The sequence below is a fragment of the Acinetobacter sp. GG23 genome (assembly GCF_057766365.1).
In genome coordinates this window covers 41,239-64,357 of the sequence record NZ_JBYMDJ010000002.1, presented here as the reverse complement: position 1 = coordinate 64,357, position 23,119 = coordinate 41,239, and the positions used below count along the sequence as shown (strand labels likewise).

Annotated in this window: 13 protein-coding genes, 2 tRNA genes and 3 rRNA genes; 6 read left to right on the top strand and 12 right to left on the bottom strand. The window is 42.4% G+C overall.

The window, feature by feature from the left end; all coding sequences use genetic code 11:
* The first annotated feature begins 24 nt into the window (after positions 1-24).
* The 5 genes from ribF to AC3CAU_RS03360 all read left to right on the top strand — a co-directional run bounded on the left by ribF (position 25) and on the right by AC3CAU_RS03360 (position 5,626).
* On the top strand, positions 25-1,026 hold the full coding sequence (ribF, locus tag AC3CAU_RS03380) for a riboflavin biosynthesis protein RibF (protein WP_131216962.1): 1,002 nt from the start codon (positions 25-27) through the stop codon (positions 1,024-1,026).
* Between the two features lie 63 nt (positions 1,027-1,089).
* Positions 1,090-3,936, top strand: coding sequence for an isoleucine--tRNA ligase (gene ileS, locus AC3CAU_RS03375; protein WP_447053805.1), 2,847 nt, complete (start codon positions 1,090-1,092; stop codon positions 3,934-3,936).
* On the top strand, positions 3,929-4,471 hold the full coding sequence (lspA, locus tag AC3CAU_RS03370; protein WP_131216966.1) for a signal peptidase II: 543 nt from the start codon (positions 3,929-3,931) through the stop codon (positions 4,469-4,471). Before ileS ends, lspA begins: the two co-directional genes overlap by 8 nt.
* Positions 4,464-4,946 carry an FKBP-type peptidyl-prolyl cis-trans isomerase gene (locus tag AC3CAU_RS03365; protein ID WP_131216967.1) on the top strand — a complete coding sequence of 161 codons (483 nt, stop codon included), beginning with the start codon at positions 4,464-4,466 and terminating at the stop codon, positions 4,944-4,946. The genes lspA and AC3CAU_RS03365 overlap by 8 nt, the downstream gene beginning before the upstream one ends.
* 137 nt (positions 4,947-5,083) lie before the next feature.
* Positions 5,084-5,626: an NADPH-dependent FMN reductase gene (locus tag AC3CAU_RS03360; protein WP_424619171.1), complete on the top strand. Its 543-nt coding sequence runs from the start codon at positions 5,084-5,086 to the stop codon at positions 5,624-5,626.
* 452 nt (positions 5,627-6,078) lie between these two features.
* Here AC3CAU_RS03360 and AC3CAU_RS03355 read toward each other — a convergent pair whose 3' ends face one another.
* The 10 genes from AC3CAU_RS03355 to tyrS form a co-directional block, all read right to left on the bottom strand.
* Positions 6,079-7,257 (bottom strand): PQQ-dependent sugar dehydrogenase, encoded by a 1,179-nt coding sequence (locus AC3CAU_RS03355; RefSeq protein WP_424619187.1) that lies wholly within the window; start codon positions 7,255-7,257, stop codon positions 6,079-6,081.
* Between the two features lie 338 nt (positions 7,258-7,595).
* Positions 7,596-7,919: an ankyrin repeat domain-containing protein gene (locus AC3CAU_RS03350; RefSeq protein ID WP_424619173.1), complete on the bottom strand. Its 324-nt coding sequence runs from the start codon at positions 7,917-7,919 to the stop codon at positions 7,596-7,598.
* A gap of 238 nt (positions 7,920-8,157) precedes the next feature.
* On the bottom strand, positions 8,158-8,739 hold the full coding sequence (locus AC3CAU_RS03345; protein WP_424619175.1) for an FRG domain-containing protein: 582 nt from the start codon (positions 8,737-8,739) through the stop codon (positions 8,158-8,160).
* Positions 8,740-8,888: 149 nt separating this feature from the next.
* The gene (locus AC3CAU_RS03340) at positions 8,889-10,238 is read right to left on the bottom strand and encodes an aromatic acid/H+ symport family MFS transporter (RefSeq protein WP_424619177.1); all 1,350 of its coding nucleotides are present in this window, start codon (positions 10,236-10,238) and stop codon (positions 8,889-8,891) included.
* Between the two features lie 494 nt (positions 10,239-10,732).
* Positions 10,733-10,847 (bottom strand): 5S ribosomal RNA (gene rrf, locus AC3CAU_RS03335).
* Between the two features lie 180 nt (positions 10,848-11,027).
* Positions 11,028-13,924 (bottom strand): 23S ribosomal RNA (locus AC3CAU_RS03330).
* A 330-nt stretch (positions 13,925-14,254) separates the two neighbouring features.
* Positions 14,255-14,330: transfer RNA gene (locus tag AC3CAU_RS03325), tRNA-Ala, on the bottom strand.
* Positions 14,331-14,412: 82 nt separating this feature from the next.
* A tRNA-Ile gene (locus tag AC3CAU_RS03320) sits at positions 14,413-14,489 on the bottom strand.
* Positions 14,490-14,550: 61 nt separating this feature from the next.
* Positions 14,551-16,088, bottom strand: a 16S ribosomal RNA gene (locus tag AC3CAU_RS03315).
* The 16S, 23S and 5S rRNA genes sit together here with 2 tRNA genes alongside, the layout of an rRNA operon.
* Positions 16,089-17,547: 1,459 nt before the next feature.
* Entirely contained in the window at positions 17,548-18,762 is a 1,215-nt protein-coding gene (gene tyrS / locus AC3CAU_RS03310; protein ID WP_131218118.1) for a tyrosine--tRNA ligase, read from the bottom strand.
* An 80-nt stretch (positions 18,763-18,842) separates the two neighbouring features.
* On the opposite strand from tyrS, the gene AC3CAU_RS03305 reads away from it, so the two are divergent.
* Positions 18,843-19,970, top strand: coding sequence for an anhydro-N-acetylmuramic acid kinase (locus AC3CAU_RS03305; protein WP_447053806.1), 1,128 nt, complete (start codon positions 18,843-18,845; stop codon positions 19,968-19,970).
* A 71-nt stretch (positions 19,971-20,041) separates the two neighbouring features.
* Here the strand turns inward: AC3CAU_RS03305 and AC3CAU_RS03300 are convergent, their stop codons facing one another.
* Both AC3CAU_RS03300 and AC3CAU_RS03295 read right to left on the bottom strand, forming a co-directional pair.
* Positions 20,042-21,328, bottom strand: coding sequence for a lytic murein transglycosylase (locus AC3CAU_RS03300; RefSeq protein WP_447053807.1), 1,287 nt, complete (start codon positions 21,326-21,328; stop codon positions 20,042-20,044).
* Positions 21,329-21,995: 667 nt separating this feature from the next.
* Positions 21,996-23,117, bottom strand: coding sequence for a 5-(carboxyamino)imidazole ribonucleotide synthase (locus AC3CAU_RS03295; RefSeq protein ID WP_447053808.1), 1,122 nt, complete (start codon positions 23,115-23,117; stop codon positions 21,996-21,998).
* Positions 23,118-23,119: the final 2 nt, after the last annotated feature.

Below are 23,119 nucleotides of genomic sequence, written 5' to 3'. Positions count from 1 at the left end.
AATTTTTCACTTATTGATTCGCCCATGAAGCTGCTCCGCCTGAATGCTTTAGCGCCAAATTTTCAATTGCCAAAAACTGCCGTTACGATTGGTAATTTTGACGGTGTACATTTGGGTCATCAGGCAATGATTGCACAATTAAAACAACTTGCCGCAGCACAAAATTTAAAAACTTTGGTGATGATTTTTGAACCGCAACCTTTAGAGTTCTTTAAAGGCTATGAAGCACCACCACGCATTAGCTCATTACGTGAGAAAGTTGAATATTTAACCGAACTGGGTGTCGACTATATCGCGATTGCAAAATTTGATAATCATTTCCGTAGCTTAAATGCTGAAAGTTTTGCCGCTATTCTCAAACACAAACTCAATGCAGAACATCTGGTTCTGGGCGACGATTTCCATTTTGGTAAAAACCGTCAAGGCAATAGTGAATTTTTGCGCGGCTACGGTTTTCAAGTCACCAACTTGCATACAATTGCATTAGATGGACACCGTGTCAGCTCGACCCGGATTCGTCATACCTTACAAGCAGGTGATTTAGCGCTGGCTGCAAAACTGCTAGGACGTCCGTATAGCATTACCGGCCGGGTACAATACGGCGATCAGATCGGACGAACCATTAATTTCCCCACCATTAACGTCCGTCTCAACCGTCATAAACCGTGTTTAAACGGGATTTACGGCGTTGAAGTATTATGTGAAACCGAATCTTTAAAAGATAAAGTGAAAGCCGGCAATCCTGAAAAATTGGGGATTGCAGGCTATAAACCGACAGCCCTGTTTGGCGCAGGACATGTTGGAACTCGACCAGCCATTAAACAGCAGCAGCCAGAATGGCGATTAGAAGTACATTTTCCTGATGTTTCTGCTAATCTGTATGGCCTGTTAATGCGGGTGACATTCTTGAACTATTTACATGGTGAAAAGGACTACCCTTCGCTTGAAGCATTGAAAGCGGGAATTGATGATGATGTTGAGAAACTGCTTGAGTTTCGACAAAACACCCCCAATTCCCCTTTTTAAATCCCATATTTTTTATTGTAAAACGCGTCAGCCTAAGACTGATTAAATTGGAAGACAACTTGCATGAGCGATAAGCAAACTCCTGAAAATGCAGTGGATTACAAAGCCACGCTAAACCTCCCAGGTACTGAATTTGCGATGAAAGCAAATCTCGCAGTACGTGAAGCAAAATGGTTAGAAGAGTGGTATGCCGACAACATTTATCAGCAGATTCGTGCATCGCGTATTGGCAAGAAAAAATATGTGCTTCACGATGGCCCTCCATACGCAAATGGTCAAATCCACTTGGGTCATGCGGTAAACAAAGTACTCAAAGATATCATCATCAAAAGCCGGATTATGGATGGCTTTGATGCACCGTATGTTCCGGGTTGGGACTGTCACGGTTTACCGATTGAACTCAAAGTTGAAGAAAAAGTCGGTAAAGTGGGCGTTAAAGTCGATACTGCAACCTTCCGTAAACATTGCCGCGAATATGCCTATACTCAAGTCGAATTACAGAAAAAAGACTTTATGCGTATGGGCGTATTTGGGGATTGGGACAATCCTTACCTGACCATGAATTTTGCGCAAGAAGCAAATATCGTGCGTTCACTGGGTGAAATCCAAAAACAAGGTCATATCGAACCGGGTCTTAAACCTGTGAACTGGTGTTTGGACTGTGGTTCATCTTTGGCTGAAGCTGAAGTTGAATACGAAGATAAAAAATCGGATGCCATCGACGTCGGTTTCACTGTTGTTGATTTAACAGATTTATCGGCTCGTTTGGGCGTAGAAGTTAAAGACTCAACTGACATTGTGATCTGGACCACGACGCCTTGGACCATTCCAGCAAACCAGGCCGTTGCCCTGCATGCAGATATTGAATATCAACTTGTTAAAGCACGTGGCGACGAAAAAGCAGCACAAAACTTCATCCTGGCCAAAGATTTAGTTGAATCTGCCACTGAACGCTATGGTTTTACCACCGTTGAAGTGATTGCTGATTTTGCCGGTAGCAAACTTGAGAATTTACAATTACAACATCCTTTAATTACGGAGCGTCAGGTTCCTGTGATTTTAGGCGAACACGTCATCGCAACCAGCGGTACAGGTGCGGTACATACTGCACCCGGCCATGGTGTAGACGATTATAAAGTGGGCTTATTGTACAACTTGAAAGTTGATAATCCTGTCGGTGGTAACGGTGTGTATTTAACGACTGCACCTATTTTTGCAGGCGAGCACATCTATAAAGCCAATCCAAAAATTATTGCAGCATTAAGTGAAGCCAATAAGCTTTGGGCACATGTGGTGATTAAACATAGCTATCCGCATTGCTGGCGTCATAAAACCCCGATTATCTTCCGTGCCACCCCGCAGTGGTTCATCAGCATGGACGAAAAAGGTTTACGCCAAGGCGCTTTAAACGCGATTGAAAACGACATCAGTTTTGTTCCGGATTGGGGTAAAAACCGTATTCAGGCGATGATTGAAGGCCGTCCGGACTGGTGTATCTCGCGTCAACGGACTTGGGGTGTACCAATCCCGTTCTTCGTGCATAAAGACACCAACGAATTGCATCCACGTACCCCTGAACTGATCGAAGAAGTTGCAAAACTGATTGAACAGGAAGGCATTGATGGTTGGTATAACCGTGAAGCGAAAGACTTCATCGGTGCTGATGCTGAACAGTACAATGCAGTACGCGATACGCTAGACGTCTGGTTTGACTCGGGTACAACCCATTATGCGGTACTGCGTGAACGTGAAGAATTGACTGATCCTGCTGATTTGTACCTTGAAGGTTCAGATCAGCACCGTGGTTGGTTCCAGTCATCATTGCTCACCTCTATCGCAATTAATAACCGCGCACCTTACAAAGGCTTGTTGACTCACGGTTTCGTGGTCGATGAAAAAGGCCGTAAGATGTCGAAATCCATTGGTAACGTGATTACACCGCAAGACATCATTAAAGACATGGGTGCAGATGGTTTGCGTTTCTGGATCGCATCTGCGGATTACCGTTATGAAATGACTGCGGGTAAAGAAATTTTTAGCCGTGCCTCTGATGGTTACCGTCGTATCCGTAACACCTTGCGTTTCTTGTTGGCAAACCTGAATGGCTTCCAACCCGCTACAGATGCATTGCCAGTCGATCAGTTGATTGCACTTGATCAATACATCCTGCAACGTGCAGCGGACGTACAAAAAACCATTCAGCAAGCCTATGAAGATATGAACTTCCATATCGTGGCAAGTTCGTTGACCAACTTCTGCATTAATGATCTGGGTGGTTTCTATTTAGACATCATCAAAGACCGTCAATACACCACCAAAGCAGACTCGCAAGCGCGTCATTCTGCACAAACTGCCTTGTATCACTTGGTGCAAGCTTTCGTTCGCTGGATGGCCCCAATCTTGACCTTTACTGCGCAAGAAGCTTGGCCTCTAATTCCGGGGCAAACTGAGAAATATGTGTTCACCACAGAATGGTATGACATTCCGGTTGCCTCGAAAGCCAACTTGGTTTCAGAAGCGGATTGGCAAACTTTAATTAGCGTTAAATCCGCAGTGAACAAGCAAATTGAAGCTGCACGTAATGCTAAACTGATTGGTTCTAACCTGTCTGCCAAAGTTGAACTTTGGGCAAATGCTGAATTGAAAGCGGTGCTTGATCAGTTAGATGATGAACTTCGTTTTGTGTTAATCACCTCGACTGTGATTGTAAATGCATTTGATAAAGCGCAGGGTGAAGCCACAGATCTTGAAGGCTTACGGGTAAAAGTTTCGGCTGCAGAGGGCGAAAAATGTGCGCGCTGCTGGCATGTGCTGCCGGACGTGAATACACATCACGAACATCCAGGTCTTTGTTCTCGTTGTATTATTAACCTTCCTACAGGTCAAGGCGAAGAGAGAAAATATGCCTAATCCGCAAACTAAAAAGGGTTTGTTCCAGTTCTACCCACACAATCTGATGTGGGTGGGTTTATCCATTGTCGCGATTATTCTCGACCAATGGACCAAATGGATTGCAACGACACATCTAAATTATGCAGATCCTGTGCCGGTACTGCCCTTTTTAAATTGGACATTACTTCATAACTATGGCGCAGCCTTTAGTTTCTTGTCCGATGCCGGCGGATGGCAACGTTATTTCTTTACTTCACTGGCAGGTTTAGTGTCTGTAATTTTTGTATTTTGGCTAATGCGTATGCCGAAAAAAATGGTGATTTTACCGATTGCGGTTGCCCTGATTTTGGGTGGTGCAATTGGTAACTTAATTGACCGCGTATCTTTGGGTTATGTGGTCGATTTCATTCACGTTTACTACAACAACAGCCACTTCCCTGCTTTTAATATTGCAGATAGTGCCATTACTCTAGGTACTATTTTGCTGCTGATCGATACTTTTTTCCTAGAAAAGCAACGTATTCAACGTGCGGAAGCGCAACACAATGACTGAAATTATTAATCCAAACGAAGAAACCCGTGTTAATGAAGGCTCGAAAGTAGACCTGCATTTTTCGGTGGCCATTGAAAACGGTGTAGAAATTGATAACACCCGTAGCCGTGAAGAACCGGTAAGCTTGGTGATGGGCGACGGCAGCTTATTGCCCGGTTTTGAAAAAGCACTGTTTGGTTTGCGTGCTGGTGACCGTCGTACCGTGAGTCTTCCTGCGGAAGATGCATTCGGTCCCTGGAACCCTGAAAACGTACAAACATTTGATACGGTTAAATTCGAACAGACACCGATTGTCGGTCATATGATTGAGTTTGAAGATAAAGCCAAACAAAGTCTATTTGGGGTAGTGAAATCAGTCGGTGAAGATATTACTGAAATTGATTTTAATCACCCGCTTGCAGGAAAAAATATTACCTTTGAAGTAGAAATCTTTAAAGTAACGCCTGCCGGTCAACAAGGCATTAAACTCATGTAAAAAATCATCTAAACTCTGATTTTTTAAAAGCTCCTTCGGGAGCTTTTTTACATTCTCAAGATACAAATTCCTCATATTCAGCCCAGCACATTCAGACTAATTTAGAGCATAACTTTATAAAAAGACACAGGTTCAAGATGAAAATCCAGATTATTGTCGGTAGTGTTCGTGAAGGTCGTATTGCAATTAAAGTCGCGCGCTGGGTACAAAGAAGCATTGAAAGAGCCAATTATAGTACCGTTCAGGTTGAACTAATCGATTTAAAAGAATGGAACCTGCCTATTTTTTCAGGTAGCCACCCTCCTCTGACCGGTATTTATGATCAGCCCAAACAACAACAATGGGCAGACAAAATTGCTTCGGGTGATGCGGTTATTCTGATTAGCCCTGAATATAACCATGGTTATAGTCCGGCACTTAAAAATGCTTTGGACTACTTAGGCAAAGAATGGCAAGGTAAACCGGCGGCCTATATTGGCTATGGCGCAACCAATGGCTCACGCTCGATTGATCAAATTCGTCAAGTTGGAACCCAGCTCGGTTTAGTCGACAGCAATGCGGTGATTGAAATTCGGGACATTTTCTCCCGCAATAAAACTGAAGAATTTGAACCGAATGAATTTGATAACAAAAATCTCAGATCTGTTTTGGATAAACTGATTCAATATGTGAGTGCCTGATATTTTTTAAGCATCTGTGTAGGTTTTAGCTTACAACAGTTGCAGAATATCTCCACTTTTCACATATTAATTTAAGCGCTATATTTAAGCCATACAGAGACAGGAAGTCTCTAAAGCACAAAACAATAATGATAGGCAATAAACAGCAGGACGCTGACGGGTACGACAGGAGTTATACCTTTAAAATGAATATAAAAAAGCCTCGACAGGATGTCGGGGCTTTTTTTTAACTTATTTTATTCGTATCACTATTTGTATTGTGATTTAAAGTGAGCCACCCACATGGCGAAAAGCTCAATTAAATAACCAAAATTTACCTCATGCTGAAATATAAAACTTTAATCTCAATCAGCAAAACAATCCTCCATAACATAATTCGACCCAATGATTTACGCAGTTATCTTTTATAGCCTGATCTTTGGATCGGGCTTTATAATCCAATAAAATTGAAACTATTTTGCAGTCATTTTAACCAATTTTGCATTTTTACCATCTTCGAGTACCCAAATTGAACCGTCTTGGGCTTCAACTAAACCACGAATACGTTGTTTCATAGCTAGGCGTTGTACTTCCCTTACTGGCTTCGTTTCTGTATCAACCACCACAATCGCTTCAGAAGACAAGCCACCGATTAGGGCCTTATTTTTCCATGTAGGAAATTCATTGCCTTTGTAAAATATTAGGCTAGATGGGGAGATGACAGGTGTCCAGCTGATCTCAGGGGCTTTAAATTCAGGACGGGTATGATGGTCAGGAATATCTTTTCCATCATAATGATCGCCATTTGAAACTAACGGATAACCATAGTTTTCACCTTTGACAATCAGATTCAGTTCATCGCCCCCTTTAGGCCCCATTTCAACTACCCACAGTTTCCCTTTAGGATCAAATGCAATGCCAAGTGGATTACGGTGGCCCAATGACCAGACCTGTTTTGCAATCTCTCCTTGGTTCGTAAATGGATTACCTGCAGCTGGCATACCATCATCATTTAAGCGTAAGATTTTGCCTAAATTGGATCGTATATCCTGAGCAGGATCAAACTTTTGACGTTCACCGGAACTTAGCCAAAGTTTTCCATCTGTACCAAATAAAATCCGGTGCGCATAATGGCCCTGACCTTGGACTTTAGGGACCTGTTTCCAGATGATTTTTAAATTTTTAAGTTGTGGTTTTTGAGCATCGGATAAATCTAACTCACCGCGAGCAACAACAGCACCATAACCGCCCGATCCTGCTTCTGCATAACTTATATAAATTTGATGATTCTGTTCAAATTGTGGATGCAAGGCAATATCACCCAAGCCCCCTTGTCCGCCGTATGCCACTTTGGGGATACCTTTAACTTCAACCTGTTGCCGAGTTTTTGGATCAAATAATTGCAATTTTCCTTTTCGCTCAGTGACCAGCAAACGTCCATCCTTTAAAGAGGCAATCGCCCAAGGTTCATTAAACTGTGCGACGTTCGTCAGTTTATAAGTTTGATTAACTAAACCTGAAGAAGGTTTGGAAGATGGCGTTTCTGGGGCTGACTTGGATGCAGGGTTCACAGCGTCAGTTTGTGCATTACAGGCTGTTAAACTTGATGTACTGATTAATATGAGTGTGGTCAGCATACGCTGTCGGAACATTTTCATCATTATTATCCTCTGCTATTCAAATAGCTCATCACTTTTATTCTAAGTAAAATATTGAAAATCACTATTTTTTATTGGTAACAAACTTTTCATTTCACTTGGTCTGGTGGATTATGTAAGAGATAACGTACATAAAATAGTTCTATAAACCTCTATCTCCTTCAAGATAATTTTCTTATTCTGAATTCATCAGGAAACAGGATGTTTCCCAAACCTAAAACAATAATTATAAGTTTGAGCATCGGGACATGAGGTAAAACAGCCGTTATACCTAAGCAATGCATACAAAGAAGCCCTCTCATGTTGATAGGGCTTTTTTGTATTTAGGTGATTTAAGCTATTCCTTTTAGGCTTTTTAGATAAACCACCACTTCTTGATTTCCTGCCATTTCGGCAAGTTCTAAAGCGGTATAAGTACTGCGATGATTAATATCCGCACCCTTACTAATCAGCAGCTTCACAACCTCTAAATGATCATTTTCAGCAGCTGCATGCAAGGCGCTATAGCCTTCTTCATCAGCAGAGTTGACGTCCAGACCATCGTTGATGCCCTGCTCCACTTGGTCAATATCGCCTAAGGATGCCCAGTACACCAGTTCAGGAAGATGCAGTTCATCGTCATCTTCAGGGATTGGGGAGAATGAGTTGAGTTTCATATTTATTTCTCTACAAAATTATTTAATAACTTGATATCACCAAAGTTCATTTTGGAATTGCTCATATCTAAAGCTATGAGCATGACTAAAACCATCTATATCCGGGAATAATGATAAATAGCTTATATCAAATGTTCCTTCTAGTTCGTTTAATAGTTTTTGTTTAATTGAAGGTTCTATAGCTATAGCAATATATACTTTTTCATCCTGATCAATAGACAGACTTCCCATTGGACTATTAGACAACTTTACTATAAAGAAAATGAGCACTTTGGGATGCTATTCTTTTAGTTACAATTGGTGGTTGCCAAGATTGGGGATGTTTAGACTTTTCAAGTTCTTTACATACCTCTCTATATTTTCTTAATTCATTAGAACGCTCTGATCCAAGAATATGATCGGTGTGAAGACCGAAAATTAAACCTGTTTTTTCTAGCTCAGTAGAACAACAAAACCAAAGAGCTACTAATAAATTTCTTGAACAATCAATAAGCCTTGTAGATGCTCCATGATGTTGTAACTTTGACAATAGTTCAAAATCACTAAGCTCTTTTTCATTTTCAAATCTATAACCTTGATGAGTTGCTTGATTTAATAAGTATTCTTCATAGCAACAAATATAACTTTCTTTTATTTCTTCTTTAGCTTTTGCTAAGCGTCTATATGCTGAGCTATGAATAGGCCAATCAATATCAGCCTGCCCCCTCCATAAATAGACATTACGTCTTATACCCGCATGCTCAGAGACTACTTGTAATAACTCAGACAAATTTTGAGGGGCAAATACCTCTCCAAATAAATTACTTTTTATAGATTTCATTAAATCCTCTTTATTTAAATTCTACTTTTTACATATGAGAATAAATTAATTATTCACTTTACTATCTAAAATCTATTTGATTTCTTAATAACTCATTTTAATAAAAATAAAAAACCCCCTTTCGGAGGCTTCTTATTTAATCCTTAGCTTTAAGCTTTAGATACTGCTGGTTCAATTGAACCAATTTTTTCAGACTCATTGTCATGCATGATCAACGCAACCGCAATTGCAGTAATCAGAACCGGTAAACCGACTGCCATAAAGTTGAAGTAAGCAGGCAAGTTCATACCGAGTAAGCCACCAATCAGAATCGGCCCTACAATCGCGCCCATACGACCAATCGCAGAAGACCAGCCAATACCTGTCGAACGCACCGCAAGTGGGTAGAACTGTGCAACATAGCTATACAATAGCATTTGCGAACCAATCGACGCTGCACCGGCCAAGAACACCAAGATGTAAAGCAGGAAGGTATTCGACTGGAAACCCATCAAGCTCATCACAATCGCGCCCATAATACCCAGAACCATCAGTACCGGTTTCAAATGGAAACGATCCGCAAGAATACCACCACCGACAATACCCACGACTGCACCAACGTTCATCACCATCATGAACATCAGACTGTTGTCCATCGAGTAGCCTGCCGCCATCATTAACTTCGGTAACCAGCTGCTTAAAGCATACATGGTTAACAGGCAAGTGAAGAATGCGACCCAGAACAGCAAGGTATTTACCGCACGACCGCGACGGAACAAGCTCACGACGTTTGCTGCTTCAGGCACATTTTCCTGTGGCAAAGTAAATACCGTATTCTCTGTTACAGTCAGATTTGGCGCCAAGCGACGTACGATTTGACGTGCTTCGGCCTGCTTGTTCTGTTTCACAATAAACGCGAGTGATTCAGGCAAAAACTTCCACACCAACGGTAATAAAAATAAGGGAATACCGGCAATAAAGAACATCACCTGCCAACCATAGGTTGGAGTAAACCATGAACCTAGTAGTGCTGCCATCACACCGCCTACAGCATAGCCACTGAACATGGTCGTGACCAAAGTACTACGCATTTTTTGCGGTGCATATTCGGAAGTTAATGCTACAAGGTTTGGCATTACGCCACCAATACCGAGCCCGGCAAGGAAGCGTAAAATACCGAATTCGGTTGGATTTGAAGCAAAACCACCCGCAAAAGTTAAACCACTGAATAATACAATACAGATCATGATCACTTTCTTACGACCGATCTTGTCCGCGAGGGAGCCAAAAATCATCGCACCAAACATCATGCCAGCAAGAGCTGTACTGGCTAACATGCCTGCCTGGACAGCACTTAAGCCCCAATCATTCATGAGTAATGGTAAAGTCACACCATTAATTGCTAAATCGTAGCCGTCAAATAGGATAATGAGCAAACACCAAGCAACCACATTGAAATGAAATGGCTTAAATTTCGCATGATCCACTACAGAATTTACATCTATTTTTTCCGTTGTCATTCGCTCTCATCTCCCATGAGTACTTGTCCATCACAGCCCACGAATTGTTAAGTTAAAATTCAATTTTGCTCAATATACTAATATGAATTTCGATTAACAATAAGACCAAAGATTATGAGTGTTTCTTTATGAGAGGCATTCTATCTTATTGTATTAGAATAACTAATTTTATATATAAATGATGAAATGTCTGCTATTCACAAACTTGATATTCGACTAATTGACTAATTTTGATTTTAATAGTTTTAGTTTTATTAATATATTTCAAGTAATAATAAAATCTAAAATTAAAATAATTATCACTCATTTCCAGTTTCTATTGATCGATTTTAGTTTATTTTTCAATCAAATTTATTTGAAATTTCTTGTAATAAATTTTAAAGATAACTTTCTAATCTGAGGCTCATCAAAAACTGGCTAAAATAAAACTCATTGGCATTTATTTTAAGCATAAAAAAAGCCCCGCTATTGAGCGGGGCTTTTAGGGAATAATGAGCTGGCGATGACTTACTCTCACATGGGTAACCCCACACTACCATCAGCGCAAAGAGGTTTCACTTCTGAGTTCGGGAAGGGATCAGGTGGTTCACTCTTGCTATTGTCGCCAGCACAACTGTTATGGATACGTTCGGGTCTTATCTTGCGGAACAGTGTTCCTCATGCCGTACTTGTGTTTCCAAATCTGTAACAGATTGGGCTGTTTGAGTTGAACATTGTCTAACTAACGCTTCACTAAATCAAGCATTTTGCTGATCAATCTTTTGAAGTATACAACTGTTTGGGTGTTGTATAGTCAAGCCTCACGAGTAATTAGTATTGGTCAGCTTCATGCATCACTGCACTTCCACATCCAACCTATCAACGTTGTAGTCTTCAACGGCTCTTTAGAGGACATAAAGTCCTTGGGAAATCTTATCTTGAGGTAGGCTTCCCGCTTAGATGCTTTCAGCGGTTATCCCTTCCAAACATAGCTACCCGGCGATGCCACTGGCGTGACAACCGGTACACCAGAGGTTTGTCCACTCTGGTCCTCTCGTACTAGGAGCAGATCCTCTCAAATTTCCAGCGCCCACGGTAGATAGGGACCGAACTGTCTCACGACGTTCTAAACCCAGCTCGCGTACCTCTTTAAATGGCGAACAGCCATACCCTTGGGACCTGCTTCAGCCCCAGGATGAGATGAGCCGACATCGAGGTGCCAAACACCGCCGTCGATATGAACTCTTGGGCGGTATCAGCCTGTTATCCCCAGAGTACCTTTTATCCGTTGAGCGATGGCCCTTCCATACAGAACCACCGGATCACTAAGACCTACTTTCGTACCTGCTCGACTTGTGGGTCTCGCAGTTAAGCGCGCTTTTGCCTTTATACTCTACGCGTGATTTCCGACCACGCTGAGCGCACCTTCGTACTCCTCCGTTACTCTTTAGGAGGAGACCGCCCCAGTCAAACTACCCACCAGACATGGTCCTCGCTCCAGATTATGGAGCAGAGTTAGAACCTCAATATTACCAGGGTGGTATTTCAAGATTGGCTCCACCAGAACTAGCGTCCTGGTTTCAAAGCCTCCCACCTATCCTACACAAGTAAGATCAAAGTTCAATGTCAAGCTGCAGTAAAGGTTCACGGGGTCTTTCCGTCTAGCCGCGGGTACACCGCATCTTCACGGCGATTTCGATTTCACTGAGTCTCTGCTGGAGACAGCGCCCCCATCATTATGCCATTCGTGCAGGTCGGAACTTACCCGACAAGGAATTTCGCTACCTTAGGACCGTTATAGTTACGGCCGCCGTTTACTGGGGCTTCGATCAAGAGCTTCGCTTACGCTAACCCCATCAATTAACCTTCCAGCACCGGGCAGGCATCACACCCTATACGTCCACTTTCGTGTTTGCAGAGTGCTATGTTTTTAATAAACAGTTGCAGGGGCCTGGTTTCTGTGGCTGTCAACCGCTCAGGAAGTAAATTCCATCACCGTCGACAGCGTACCTTCTCCCGAAGTTACGGTACCATTTTGCCTAGTTCCTTCAGCAGAGTTCTCTCAAGCGCTTTGGTCTACTCGACCTGACCACCTGTGTCGGTTTCGGGTACGATTCCTGTGTAACTGAAGCTTAGAGACTTTTCCTGGAAGTATGGTATCAGCCACTTCGCTGTACAAGTACAGCTTGCTATCAGTTCTCAGCATAGAGCACCCCGGATTTGCCTAAGATGCATGCCTACTACCTTTCACCTGGACAACCAACGCCAGGCTGACTTAACCTTCTCCGTCCTCTCATCGCATTACACAGAAGTATTGGAATATTAACCAATTTCCCATCGACTACGCCTCTCGGCCTCGCCTTAGGGGTCGACTCACCCAGCCCCGATTAACGTTGGACTGGAACCCTTGGTCTTTCAGCGTGCGAGTTTTTCACTCGCATTGTCGTTACTCACGTCAGCATTCGCACTTCTGATACCTCCAGCAGACTTCTCAATCCACCTTCATCGGCTTACAGAACGCTCCCCTACCACTTACACTTACGTGTAAATCCGCAGCTTCGGCATATAGTTTTAGCCCCGTTACATCTTCCGCGCAGGCCGACTCGACTAGTGAGCTATTACGCTTTCTTTAAAGGGTGGCTGCTTCTAAGCCAACCTCCTAGCTGTCTATGCCTTCCCACATCGTTTCCCACTTAACTATAATTTTGGGGCCTTAGCTGGCGGTCTGGATTGTTTTCCTCTTGACTACGGACGTTAGCACCCGCAGTCTGTCTCCCGGATAGTACTCATTGGTATTCGGAGTTTGCATCGGTTTGGTAAGTCGGGATGACCCCCTAGCCGAAACAGTGCTCTACCCCCAATGGTATTCGTCCGAGGCGCTACCTAAATAGCTTTCGGGGAGAACCAGCTATCACCGAGTTTGATTAGCCTTTCACCCCTATCCACAAGTCATCCCCTGGCTTTTCAACGACAGTGGGTTCGGTCCTCCAGTTAGTGTTACCCAACCTTCAACCTGCTCATGGATAGATCACCCGGTTTCGGGTCTACACCCAGCAACTGAACGCCCTATTAAGACTCGATTTCTCTACGGCTCCCCTATACGGTTAACCTTGCTACTGAATGTAAGTCGCTGACCCATTATACAAAAGGTACGCAGTCACCGGACACAATGCCGGCTCCCACTGCTTGTATGCATGCGGTTTCAGGATCTATTTCACTCCCCTCACAGGGGTTCTTTTCGCCTTTCCCTCACGGTACTGGTTCACTATCGGTCAGTCAGGAGTATTTAGCCTTGGAGGATGGTCCCCCCATATTCAGACAAGGTTTCACGTGCCCCGCCCTACTCGACATCATCATATAAGCCCTTTCGTGTACAGGACTATCACCCACTACGGTTGCACTTCCCAGAGCATTCCACTAGAACTTATATGACTTAATGGGCTTTTCCCCGTTCGCTCGCCGCTACTAAGGGAATCTCAATTGATTTCTTTTCCTAAGGGTACTGAGATGTTTCACTTCCCCTCGTTCGCCTTGCATGACTATGTATTCATCATGCAATACCTAGCTTATGCTAAGTGGGTTTCCCCATTCAGAAATCTCCGGATCACAGGATATTTGCCGCCTCCCCGGAGCTTATCGCAGGCTATTACGTCTTTCATCGCCTCTGACTGCCAAGGCATCCACCACATGCACTTAATTACTTGACTATACAACCCCAAACAGTCGCTTGATCCTACAAGGAGATCAATCAACATACAGTTTGAAGTACTGTGAATTTAATCACTGCACAGCTTCTATTAGATTCATATACCAAAACGCTTGATTCAGTTAATCGCTAGTTCTCATTTCATTCAACTTTCACAATTGCTTGTTAGGTTGTTTGAAACGAGTTAAACAATTTATTTCAACTCAAATTTGCCAATCTGTTAATGAATAAACTTGCCTTCGTCAGGTCAGGTTTAATACCGTGATACTTAAATCACAGAAATTAATAAAATCTAAATCTTAAATTCAGTTTTCACTAAGTTCTGTAATTATGGTGGAGACTAACGGAGTCGAACCGTTGACCTCCTGCGTGCAAAGCAGGCGCTCTACCAACTAAGCTAAGTCCCCAGCTTATCATTAGATCGATGTATCTCTTCGTTTGTAACTTCATCTCCAGATTTTCATCTTTCAACTCTTCAGTTAGTAGACTTGGTGGGTCTGACAAGACTTGAACTTGTGACCCCACGCTTATCAAGCGTGTGCTCTAACCAACTGAGCTACAGACCCATCGATACATCTTTATGAAGAACAACTTGTTGTGGATTCTTACCGATCGTCAATCTTTCGTTAAGGAGGTGATCCAGCCGCAGGTTCCCCTACGGCTACCTTGTTACGACTTCACCCCAGTCATCGGCCACACCGTGGTAAGCGTCCTCCTTGCGGTTAGACTACCTACTTCTGGTGCAACAAACTCCCATGGTGTGACGGGCGGTGTGTACAAGGCCCGGGAACGTATTCACCGCGGCATTCTGATCCGCGATTACTAGCGATTCCGACTTCATGGAGTCGAGTTGCAGACTCCAATCCGGACTACGATCGGCTTTTTGAGATTAGCATCCTCTCGCGAGGTAGCAACCCTTTGTACCGACCATTGTAGCACGTGTGTAGCCCTGGTCGTAAGGGCCATGATGACTTGACGTCGTCCCCGCCTTCCTCCAGTTTGTCACTGGCAGTATCCTTAAAGTTCCCGGCTTAACCCGCTGGCAAATAAGGAAAAGGGTTGCGCTCGTTGCGGGACTTAACCCAACATCTCACGACACGAGCTGACGACAGCCATGCAGCACCTGTATGTAAGTTCCCGAAGGCACCAATCCATCTCTGGAAAGTTCTTACTATGTCAAGACCAGGTAAGGTTCTTCGCGTTGCATCGAATTAAACCACATGCTCCACCGCTTGTGCGGGCCCCCGTCAATTCATTTGAGTTTTAGTCTTGCGACCGTACTCCCCAGGCGGTCTACTTATCGCGTTAGCTGCGCCACTAAAGTCTCAAAGACCCCAACGGCTAGTAGACATCGTTTACGGCATGGACTACCAGGGTATCTAATCCTGTTTGCTCCCCATGCTTTCGTACCTCAGTGTCAGTATTAGGCCAGATGGCTGCCTTCGCCATCGGTATTCCTCCAGATCTCTACGCATTTCACCGCTACACCTGGAATTCTACCATCCTCTCCCATACTCTAGCCAACCAGTATCGAATGCAATTCCCAAGTTAAGCTCGGGGATTTCACATTTGACTTAATTGGCCACCTACGCACGCTTTACGCCCAGTAAATCCGATTAACGCTTGCACCCTCTGTATTACCGCGGCTGCTGGCACAGAGTTAGCCGGTGCTTATTCTGCGAGTAACGTCCACTATCCCAGAGTATTAATCTAGGTAGCCTCCTCCTCGCTTAAAGTGCTTTACAACCAAAAGGCCTTCTTCACACACGCGGCATGGCTGGATCAGGGTTCCCCCCATTGTCCAATATTCCCCACTGCTGCCTCCCGTAGGAGTCTGGGCCGTGTCTCAGTCCCAGTGTGGCGGATCATCCTCTCAGACCCGCTACAGATCGTCGCCTTGGTAGGCCTTTACCCCACCAACTAGCTAATCCGACTTAGGCTCATCTATTAGCGCAAGGTCCGAAGATCCCCTGCTTTCCCCCGTAGGGCGTATGCGGTATTAGCATTCCTTTCGAAATGTTGTCCCCCACTAATAGGCAGATTCCTAAGCATTACTCACCCGTCCGCCGCTAGGTAATGTAGCAAGCTACATTTCCCCGCTCGACTTGCATGTGTTAAGCCTGCCGCCAGCGTTCAATCTGAGCCATGATCAAACTCTTCAGTTTAATATTGCTTAGTGCCTTAAAGGGCACCAATCTTGGCTCATCAATTTTCTGACAAATATTTCTCAAATAAACTTCGAGTAATTCTTACCATCAATCAATGAAAATAATTTCGATCAATCAACCGGTAAAAATCCACACAAGTTGTTCTTCATAATCTCTTAATGATCTATCTTGCTCTTCGTCAGAGACAAGTTTCAACGCAATAAAATAAACAACTTAACCAAATCAGCTCAGTTCGTTTGCTGTATCGCGTCGGGATGCTGCGTATTCTATACAGTTTCTCGAGGGGCGCAACCCCTAAAAGGATATATTTATCACGCATGTCTGTTTTTTCTACAAAATCAGTGAAAAAACATGTTTTTTAGTCATTTTTTATACTTTTTTGATGAAAAAATTAGTTTTTTTTGATTTTCTTGGAATTTTATATTTTAACTAACATCCTAAATGATCAATCTCTTCTTAATATACCTATATCTATCTTCAAAAGTCCCCATAGAGCTAGAAATACTATTTACTTAACTCAAATCTACCTAAACCAACCAATCTCTCCGCCTAAACCATCTTTTACCTATAGCTAAGAATATTTAAGACTAAATATTTATCATGAATGATTGCATCGTTAGGAATAACATTCCTTACTTCAAAAAATTGATTTTTATAACTATATAGGTGAATAATAAGAATTATGTAGTTGCTTAAACTTGGTTTTATTTTTCTGTTTGAATTTCCATGCTTATTAAGCTGCTTGATCACGGCATTTGGAGTGTGTTGAGTGGTAAAATTAAATTTAGTCTTTTTGACTGGGAAAGCTTTGTATTAAATACTTGTAACTCGTTTTAATTGCAGTAATCAGCACTTATTGATGCTTACATCCTATCTATAGATGGGCGCCAAGGAATCATTATACCCGCTTATGTATCGGCAGCTTAATCAAAATGATTTTACCCAAACTCAATTTCTTTCACTTCAATGTCGCAACACCTATCACTTATGAAAAATGAACAAGCTCAGTAAAATCTCCTCAAGTGTAGATTTTTTTGCTATGTAAGTAGTAGGAAAAATGAAATAAATTAAAATTGACTAAATTTTAGATAGAAAAAAAGAAAGAGATCTCTCCCAAAACCTCTTCCTTGGAGTTGAATCTATAGTTCGATCCATGATGTCATTATTATAATTATCGGTAAAAAATTAAAAAAAGTCTATTGGGGAAGAGACTTAAAACTGTGGAGCTTTTTGTTACACACTTAGCCTCTAGATATATTTTCTACACAGTGTCTAGATGGATAAATCTTATACATAAGCAAAAGATAATGCAACAGTTTTGGAAAAATTTAACTGTTGTTTTTATAAGGTTTTTTTTGAATTTGCTTATTTAAAATATGAATATACGATATAAGAAACAAAAGCAGGCTAAAGCCTGCTTTTATTTCAATAACTTAAACGAAAGTTTAAGAAATCATTAGTCTGTGAAGGTCACTTTAGCGATCGCTTTTTTACCTGCCTGAATGATGAAAGTTTTGTTCTCATTCACCGAGAAACCCGCATCAACCACTTCCCAATCGACTTTTACAGCACCACGTGCCACCGCATCTTTGGCTTGGGCAGCATTTTTGGTTAAACCGGCAGTACGTACAATAGAAGCAATAAACATCTCCCCACCAAATTCAGCACGTGAAATAGTAACTTCTGGAGTTCCTTCTGGCAGTTCACCTTCAGTAATAATATTACCCGCACCTTTATGTGCATGTTCAGCCGCTTCCGCACCATGGAAACGCTCTACCAGTTCCAATGCAAGGATTTTTTTAATCTCTTGAGGATTGCGACCTTCTTGCATTTCTTTCAATAACACTGCAATTTCTTCCAGTGATTTAAAACTCAGCAGATCAAAGTAACGCTCGATTAAAGCATCTGGCATTGAAAGGACTTTTTGGTACATCGCACCCGGTGCATCAAATACACCAATATAGTTACCCAAAGATTTAGACATTTTATTTACGCCATCCAAACCTTCTAGAATTGGAACCGTAATACAGACCTGCGCTTCTTGATCATAACGACCTTGTAGCGTACGACCCATCAACAGGTTAAAAGTCTGGTCTGTACCACCCAACTCGACATCTGCTTCAAGTGCAATTGAGTCATAACCCTGTACCAACGGATACAGAAATTCATGAATCGCAATCGGTTGATGGTTGTTATAACGCTTGGTAAAGTCATCACGTTCAAGCATACGTGCAACCGTTTGCTGAGATGCCAATTGAATCAGATCGGCTGCGGTTTTTTCTGCAAACCATTCAGAGTTAAAGCGAACTTTGGTTTTATTTGGATCAAGAATTTTAAACACTTGTTCTTGATAAGTTTTTGCATTTTCTAATACTTGTTCACGCGACAATGGCGGACGTGTTGCGCTTTTACCGGTCGGGTCGCCAATCATGGCGGTATAGTCGCCAATCAAGAATGTAACGTCATGCCCTAGGTCTTGAAACACTTTTAGCTTGTTAATCAGTACAGTATGACCTAAATGTAAGTCAGGTGCTGTTGGGTCAAAGCCCGCTTTAATTTTTAATGGACGATTTTCTTTAAGTTTCTTTAACAGATCCTCTTCAGAAATAATCTCATGAGTGCCTCGTTGGATGAGGGCAAGTTGTTCTTCAGCCGGAAGGAAATTTGACATCACAAAACCCAATACATCAGTTATACAATTTGTGCGATATACTAACACTTTTTCAGCATAATGCAGGCTTAACTATCATCATGACAGCGATCTATATTGGGGTAATGACCGGCACCAGCATGGATGGCGTTGACATCGTGGCTGCTTCATTTGATCCATTACAGCTTCATGCCACCCTCACCTTGCCCTTTGATTTGGACTTGCGTGACGAACTCATGGCGCTGACTTTGCCTGGGGACAACGAAATTGATCGCATGGGCAAAGCCGATGTAGCGCTGGCACAAATGATTGGTCATGGCATTAACCAGCTGATTGAAAAAAACAATTTAGATCGTAGCCAGATTAAAGCCATTGGTTCACACGGACAAACCATTCGTCATCGTCCTGAACATGGTTTTACCTTGCAAATTGGTGATCCGAATATCATCACTGAAATAACGCAAATTCCCGTGATTTCAGATTTTCGTCGTCGTGATATGGCCGCTGGTGGTCAAGGTGCACCTTTGGTTCCTGCATTTCATCAGGCCTTGTTCCAGCACCCAAGCATTCATCGTGTGATTTTAAATTTAGGCGGCATTGCCAATGTCAGCATGTTGCCGGCAGGCAATACAGATGGCGTGTATGGTTTCGATACCGGGCCTGCCAATATTTTAATGGATGCCTGGTGTCATCGTTATACCGGTCAGCCCTATGATGAAAATGGCAACTGGGCAGCATACGGTCAACCGATTCGCAGCCTACTCGACCGCCTGCAAGGTCATGAGTATTTCTCTAAAGAACCGCCAAAAAGTACCGGTCGTGAAGACTTCAACCTGGAATGGTTAGATGAACAGATTGCTGACTGGCATAATGATCTTGAATATAACGAGTTAGAAAATACACCGGAAAATGTTCAGGCAACTTTATTAAAACTGACTACCCGTTCGATTAAAAAAGCCATTTACCGCTCCGACATGGATACTGGCGAAGTCTATGTCTGTGGCGGCGGAGCCTATAACTCACATTTATTAGAACAATTGCGTTGGCGTTTACGTAAGCACAATTGGTCTGTACAAACCACCTCTGTGATTGGTTTAGCACCAACATGGGTTGAAGCGACCGCTTTTGCCTGGTTGGCAATGCGTTTTGTCAACCAACAAAGTGGTAACTTACCTACCGTGACAGGCGCTGCAGGCTATCGTGTTTTAGGTACCATTACCGCTGTGTAAATAGCTATTAAAAATGCTTCGCAATAAAAAGGGCCTGCTAAATGCAGACCTTTTTTATTCCCAGAACATGATTATTGCATCATTTTCTGGGCATTTTCACTTCTAATCGCACCTAAAATTTGTTGACCTGCACGGCCGGTTGGGCTTAACCCCAAACGCGTTTGTTCCTGACGAATGGCTTGACGGGTTTTGTCACCGATCAAACCGTCTGCTGCACCAATGGCATAACCTTTATTCAATAAGTATTGCTGAATTTCTCGTCGTTCTGCACGCGATGTGCCGGCATCATCGGTTGGCCAGGCTTTGCTGAAACCACCCTGACCCTGTAAACGATCGGATAAATGTGCAATCGCCAAAGCATAACTTTCTGCCGCGTTATAACTATATATAGCATCAAAGTTTTTGAAGACTAAAAATACCGGTCCATTGGCACCTGCAGGCGCCATTAAGCCTGCAGCACTGCTGTCAGATAAATTACCTTGAATTAAAGGACTGCCATCGGCACGAACTACACCACGATTTACCCAACTACTTAAAGACTTTTTATTGCGACGCCCTTCTCCATTGATGGACATACCTTCAGGAATACGGACTTCAAAACCCCAAGGCATGCCGGTTTGCCAGCCGCGTTTTTTCAAGAAATTTGCCGTTGAAGCCAAAGCATCTGTGGTACTGGAAACCAGATCGCGACGGCCATCGCCATCAAAATCAACCGCCAGCTCTTCATAAGTTGAAGGCATAAACTGGGTATGACCAAATGCACCGGCCCACGAGCCTTTCATTTGCTGCTCGGTTAAATCACCGCGTTGCAAAATTCGCATCGTGGTAAAAAATTCTCCACGGAAATAACTCTGACGACGCCCCTCACAACTTAAAGTTCCCAACGCCTGTAATAAAGGATAACTTCCTGAAATATCACCAAAGTTACTTTCCACACCCCAAACCGCAACCACGGTTTCAGCCGGCACACCATAGGCCGCTGCAACACGATTTAAAACTTCACGGTGCTGAGCCAGTTTTTGTCGCCCCAATTGCACACGCTCTTCATCCACCAGACCGGATAAATAATCCCAAATTGGGGTAGAAAATTCAGGTTGATAATTCAGTTTTTCAATCACGGAATAATCAGGCATTAAATTTTGCGTATAGCGATCATAGGTCGAAGCACTTACCCCAGAAGTCAGGGCTTGAGTCCGTAAATTGGCAATACATTGCTGAAAATTGTTTTGGGCGCTAAAAACTGGCGTAGAGGATGTAGTGGAAGTGGTCGTAACAGGTTGACCATTAATAATCAGCTCAGCATTGGCTTGAGTCATTGCAAGGAAAACTGAACCTAAAACGAAAGCTAAGCGATGCATAGTATCCCTTTACGATATTTGAATTTAAATTATGTTTTTACCATACCATCAACCCTTCATAATTTCTGAATCAAATCGTAAATTTAAATTCATTTTCCTTCATTTTAAATTCATATTCTGTTTTAAATTTAAAAAGTTATCCACACCCCTGCTTTTAGGCCTTTTTTAAATTCAAAAACATTCAAAATATGAATTTAAATTGATTCTTTTAAATTTAAACTACGGTTTTTAAATTCAAACATGCTGTGGATAAGTTAATTTCTTTTGTTTTTATATCTTTAAATACGTAAAACTTTAAATTTAAAAGTCTGTTTTAAAATTAAAGTTTAAATTCATACCCCCAAATACAACTTTGAATTCATGTTTTTTAAATTCAAATATGCCTGTTTGAATTTAAATTCATATGACTTTGAATTTATTTTTTTATCTTTTGAATTTAAAAATTTCTGCATCATTTTACAGCAGTAAAACTTAAATACGGAACAATTCTATTTGTTTGTTTTTTATGCAATCTATTTATAAAGGATTGTACAAATTACATACAGTTATTTTCTATTCTTTCCGATAAACGATGCATGAGCTCGAAAGAGGCGCAATCATGCCCGAACTTCAGGCATAAAAAAAGCGGTCATTGGCATGACCGCTTTTTTATCATTCAATCTAAGGATTAAATGCTCATATCTTGAGTTAATGCCAAAGGTTCCGGCAAAATTTTCGCCAATTGACGGCATAAAGTGGTTAATTCAGCGCTATCATTTGGCATTAGCGTGATATGACCAATTTTACGGCCTGTACGTTCAGTTTTGTTATACAGGTGCAAATGTGCGCCATTTAAAGCCAAGACATCTTCAGATTTCGGATACTTGCCAATAATATTGATCATGACTGTTGGACGAACCACTTCGGTTGAACCAAGGGGCAAACCTGCAACCGCACGAATGTGGTTTTCAAACTGCGAGCAAACCGCACCTTCAATTGACCAGTGACCTGAGTTGTGCACGCGTGGTGCCATCTCATTGGCATATAAGCCTTTTTCGGTCACAAACAATTCAAGCGTCAACACACCCACATAATTCAAATGATTGAGCAGGCGAGTGATGTAGTCTTGCGCCATAGGTTGTAAATCTGCACTATTTGGCGCAGGTACAATCGAATGCGACAAAATGCCGTTGTGATGATGATTTTCAGCCAATGGCCAGGTTTTCACATCACCATTTTGACCACGCACTGCAATAATCGACACTTCACGCGAAAAGGTCACAAAGCTTTCAGCAATCAATGAACCCGCTGGCCCAAGTTCCGCCCACGCTTGATCAATTTGATCGGTGGTACGAAGAACGAATTGACCTTTACCGTCGTATCCACCTGTTGCTGTTTTTAAAACAATCGGTAAACCTAATTCAGCAACTGCAGCTTTTAAGCTATCTAAAGAATCGATTGCTTTATACGGGGCAACAGGAATCTTGAGTTGATCGAATAAAGCTTTTTCCAGCAAACGGTGTTGCGCAGTGGCCAAAGCCTGACGTGGTGGATGCAGTTCTTTTTGCTTGGTTAAAACATCAACATCTGCCAGCGGTGTATTTTCAAACTCCAGGCTGAAAACATCTGCACTTTCGATGAACTGTTGTAAACCATTTTCAGCTTTGCTTGAGATCACCCGACCCATCGCTGCGGAAGGGCAATCTGTATTGGCTTCAAAGAAGGTACATTGAATATTCAGCGGTAGAGCAGCTTGTGCCATCATACGGCCGAGTTGACCACCACCAAAAATACCGATGGTTTTATCCATAA

Coding starts and splice junctions, on each gene's coding strand:
- ribF (WP_131216962.1), top strand. CDS start 25: ATGAAGCTGCTCCGCCTGAATGCTTTAGCGCCAAATTTTCAATTGCCA.
- ileS (WP_447053805.1), top strand. CDS start 1,090: ATGAGCGATAAGCAAACTCCTGAAAATGCAGTGGATTACAAAGCCACG.
- lspA (WP_131216966.1), top strand. CDS start 3,929: ATGCCTAATCCGCAAACTAAAAAGGGTTTGTTCCAGTTCTACCCACAC.
- AC3CAU_RS03365 (WP_131216967.1), top strand. CDS start 4,464: ATGACTGAAATTATTAATCCAAACGAAGAAACCCGTGTTAATGAAGGC.
- AC3CAU_RS03360 (WP_424619171.1), top strand. CDS start 5,084: ATGAAAATCCAGATTATTGTCGGTAGTGTTCGTGAAGGTCGTATTGCA.
- AC3CAU_RS03355 (WP_424619187.1), bottom strand. CDS start 7,257: ATGTTCCGACAGCGTATGCTGACCACACTCATATTAATCAGTACATCA.
- AC3CAU_RS03350 (WP_424619173.1), bottom strand. CDS start 7,919: ATGAAACTCAACTCATTCTCCCCAATCCCTGAAGATGACGATGAACTG.
- AC3CAU_RS03345 (WP_424619175.1), bottom strand. CDS start 8,739: ATGAAATCTATAAAAAGTAATTTATTTGGAGAGGTATTTGCCCCTCAA.
- AC3CAU_RS03340 (WP_424619177.1), bottom strand. CDS start 10,238: ATGACAACGGAAAAAATAGATGTAAATTCTGTAGTGGATCATGCGAAA.
- tyrS (WP_131218118.1), bottom strand. CDS start 18,762: ATGTCAAATTTCCTTCCGGCTGAAGAACAACTTGCCCTCATCCAACGA.
- AC3CAU_RS03305 (WP_447053806.1), top strand. CDS start 18,843: ATGACAGCGATCTATATTGGGGTAATGACCGGCACCAGCATGGATGGC.
- AC3CAU_RS03300 (WP_447053807.1), bottom strand. CDS start 21,328: ATGCATCGCTTAGCTTTCGTTTTAGGTTCAGTTTTCCTTGCAATGACT.
- AC3CAU_RS03295 (WP_447053808.1), bottom strand. CDS start 23,117: ATGGATAAAACCATCGGTATTTTTGGTGGTGGTCAACTCGGCCGTATG.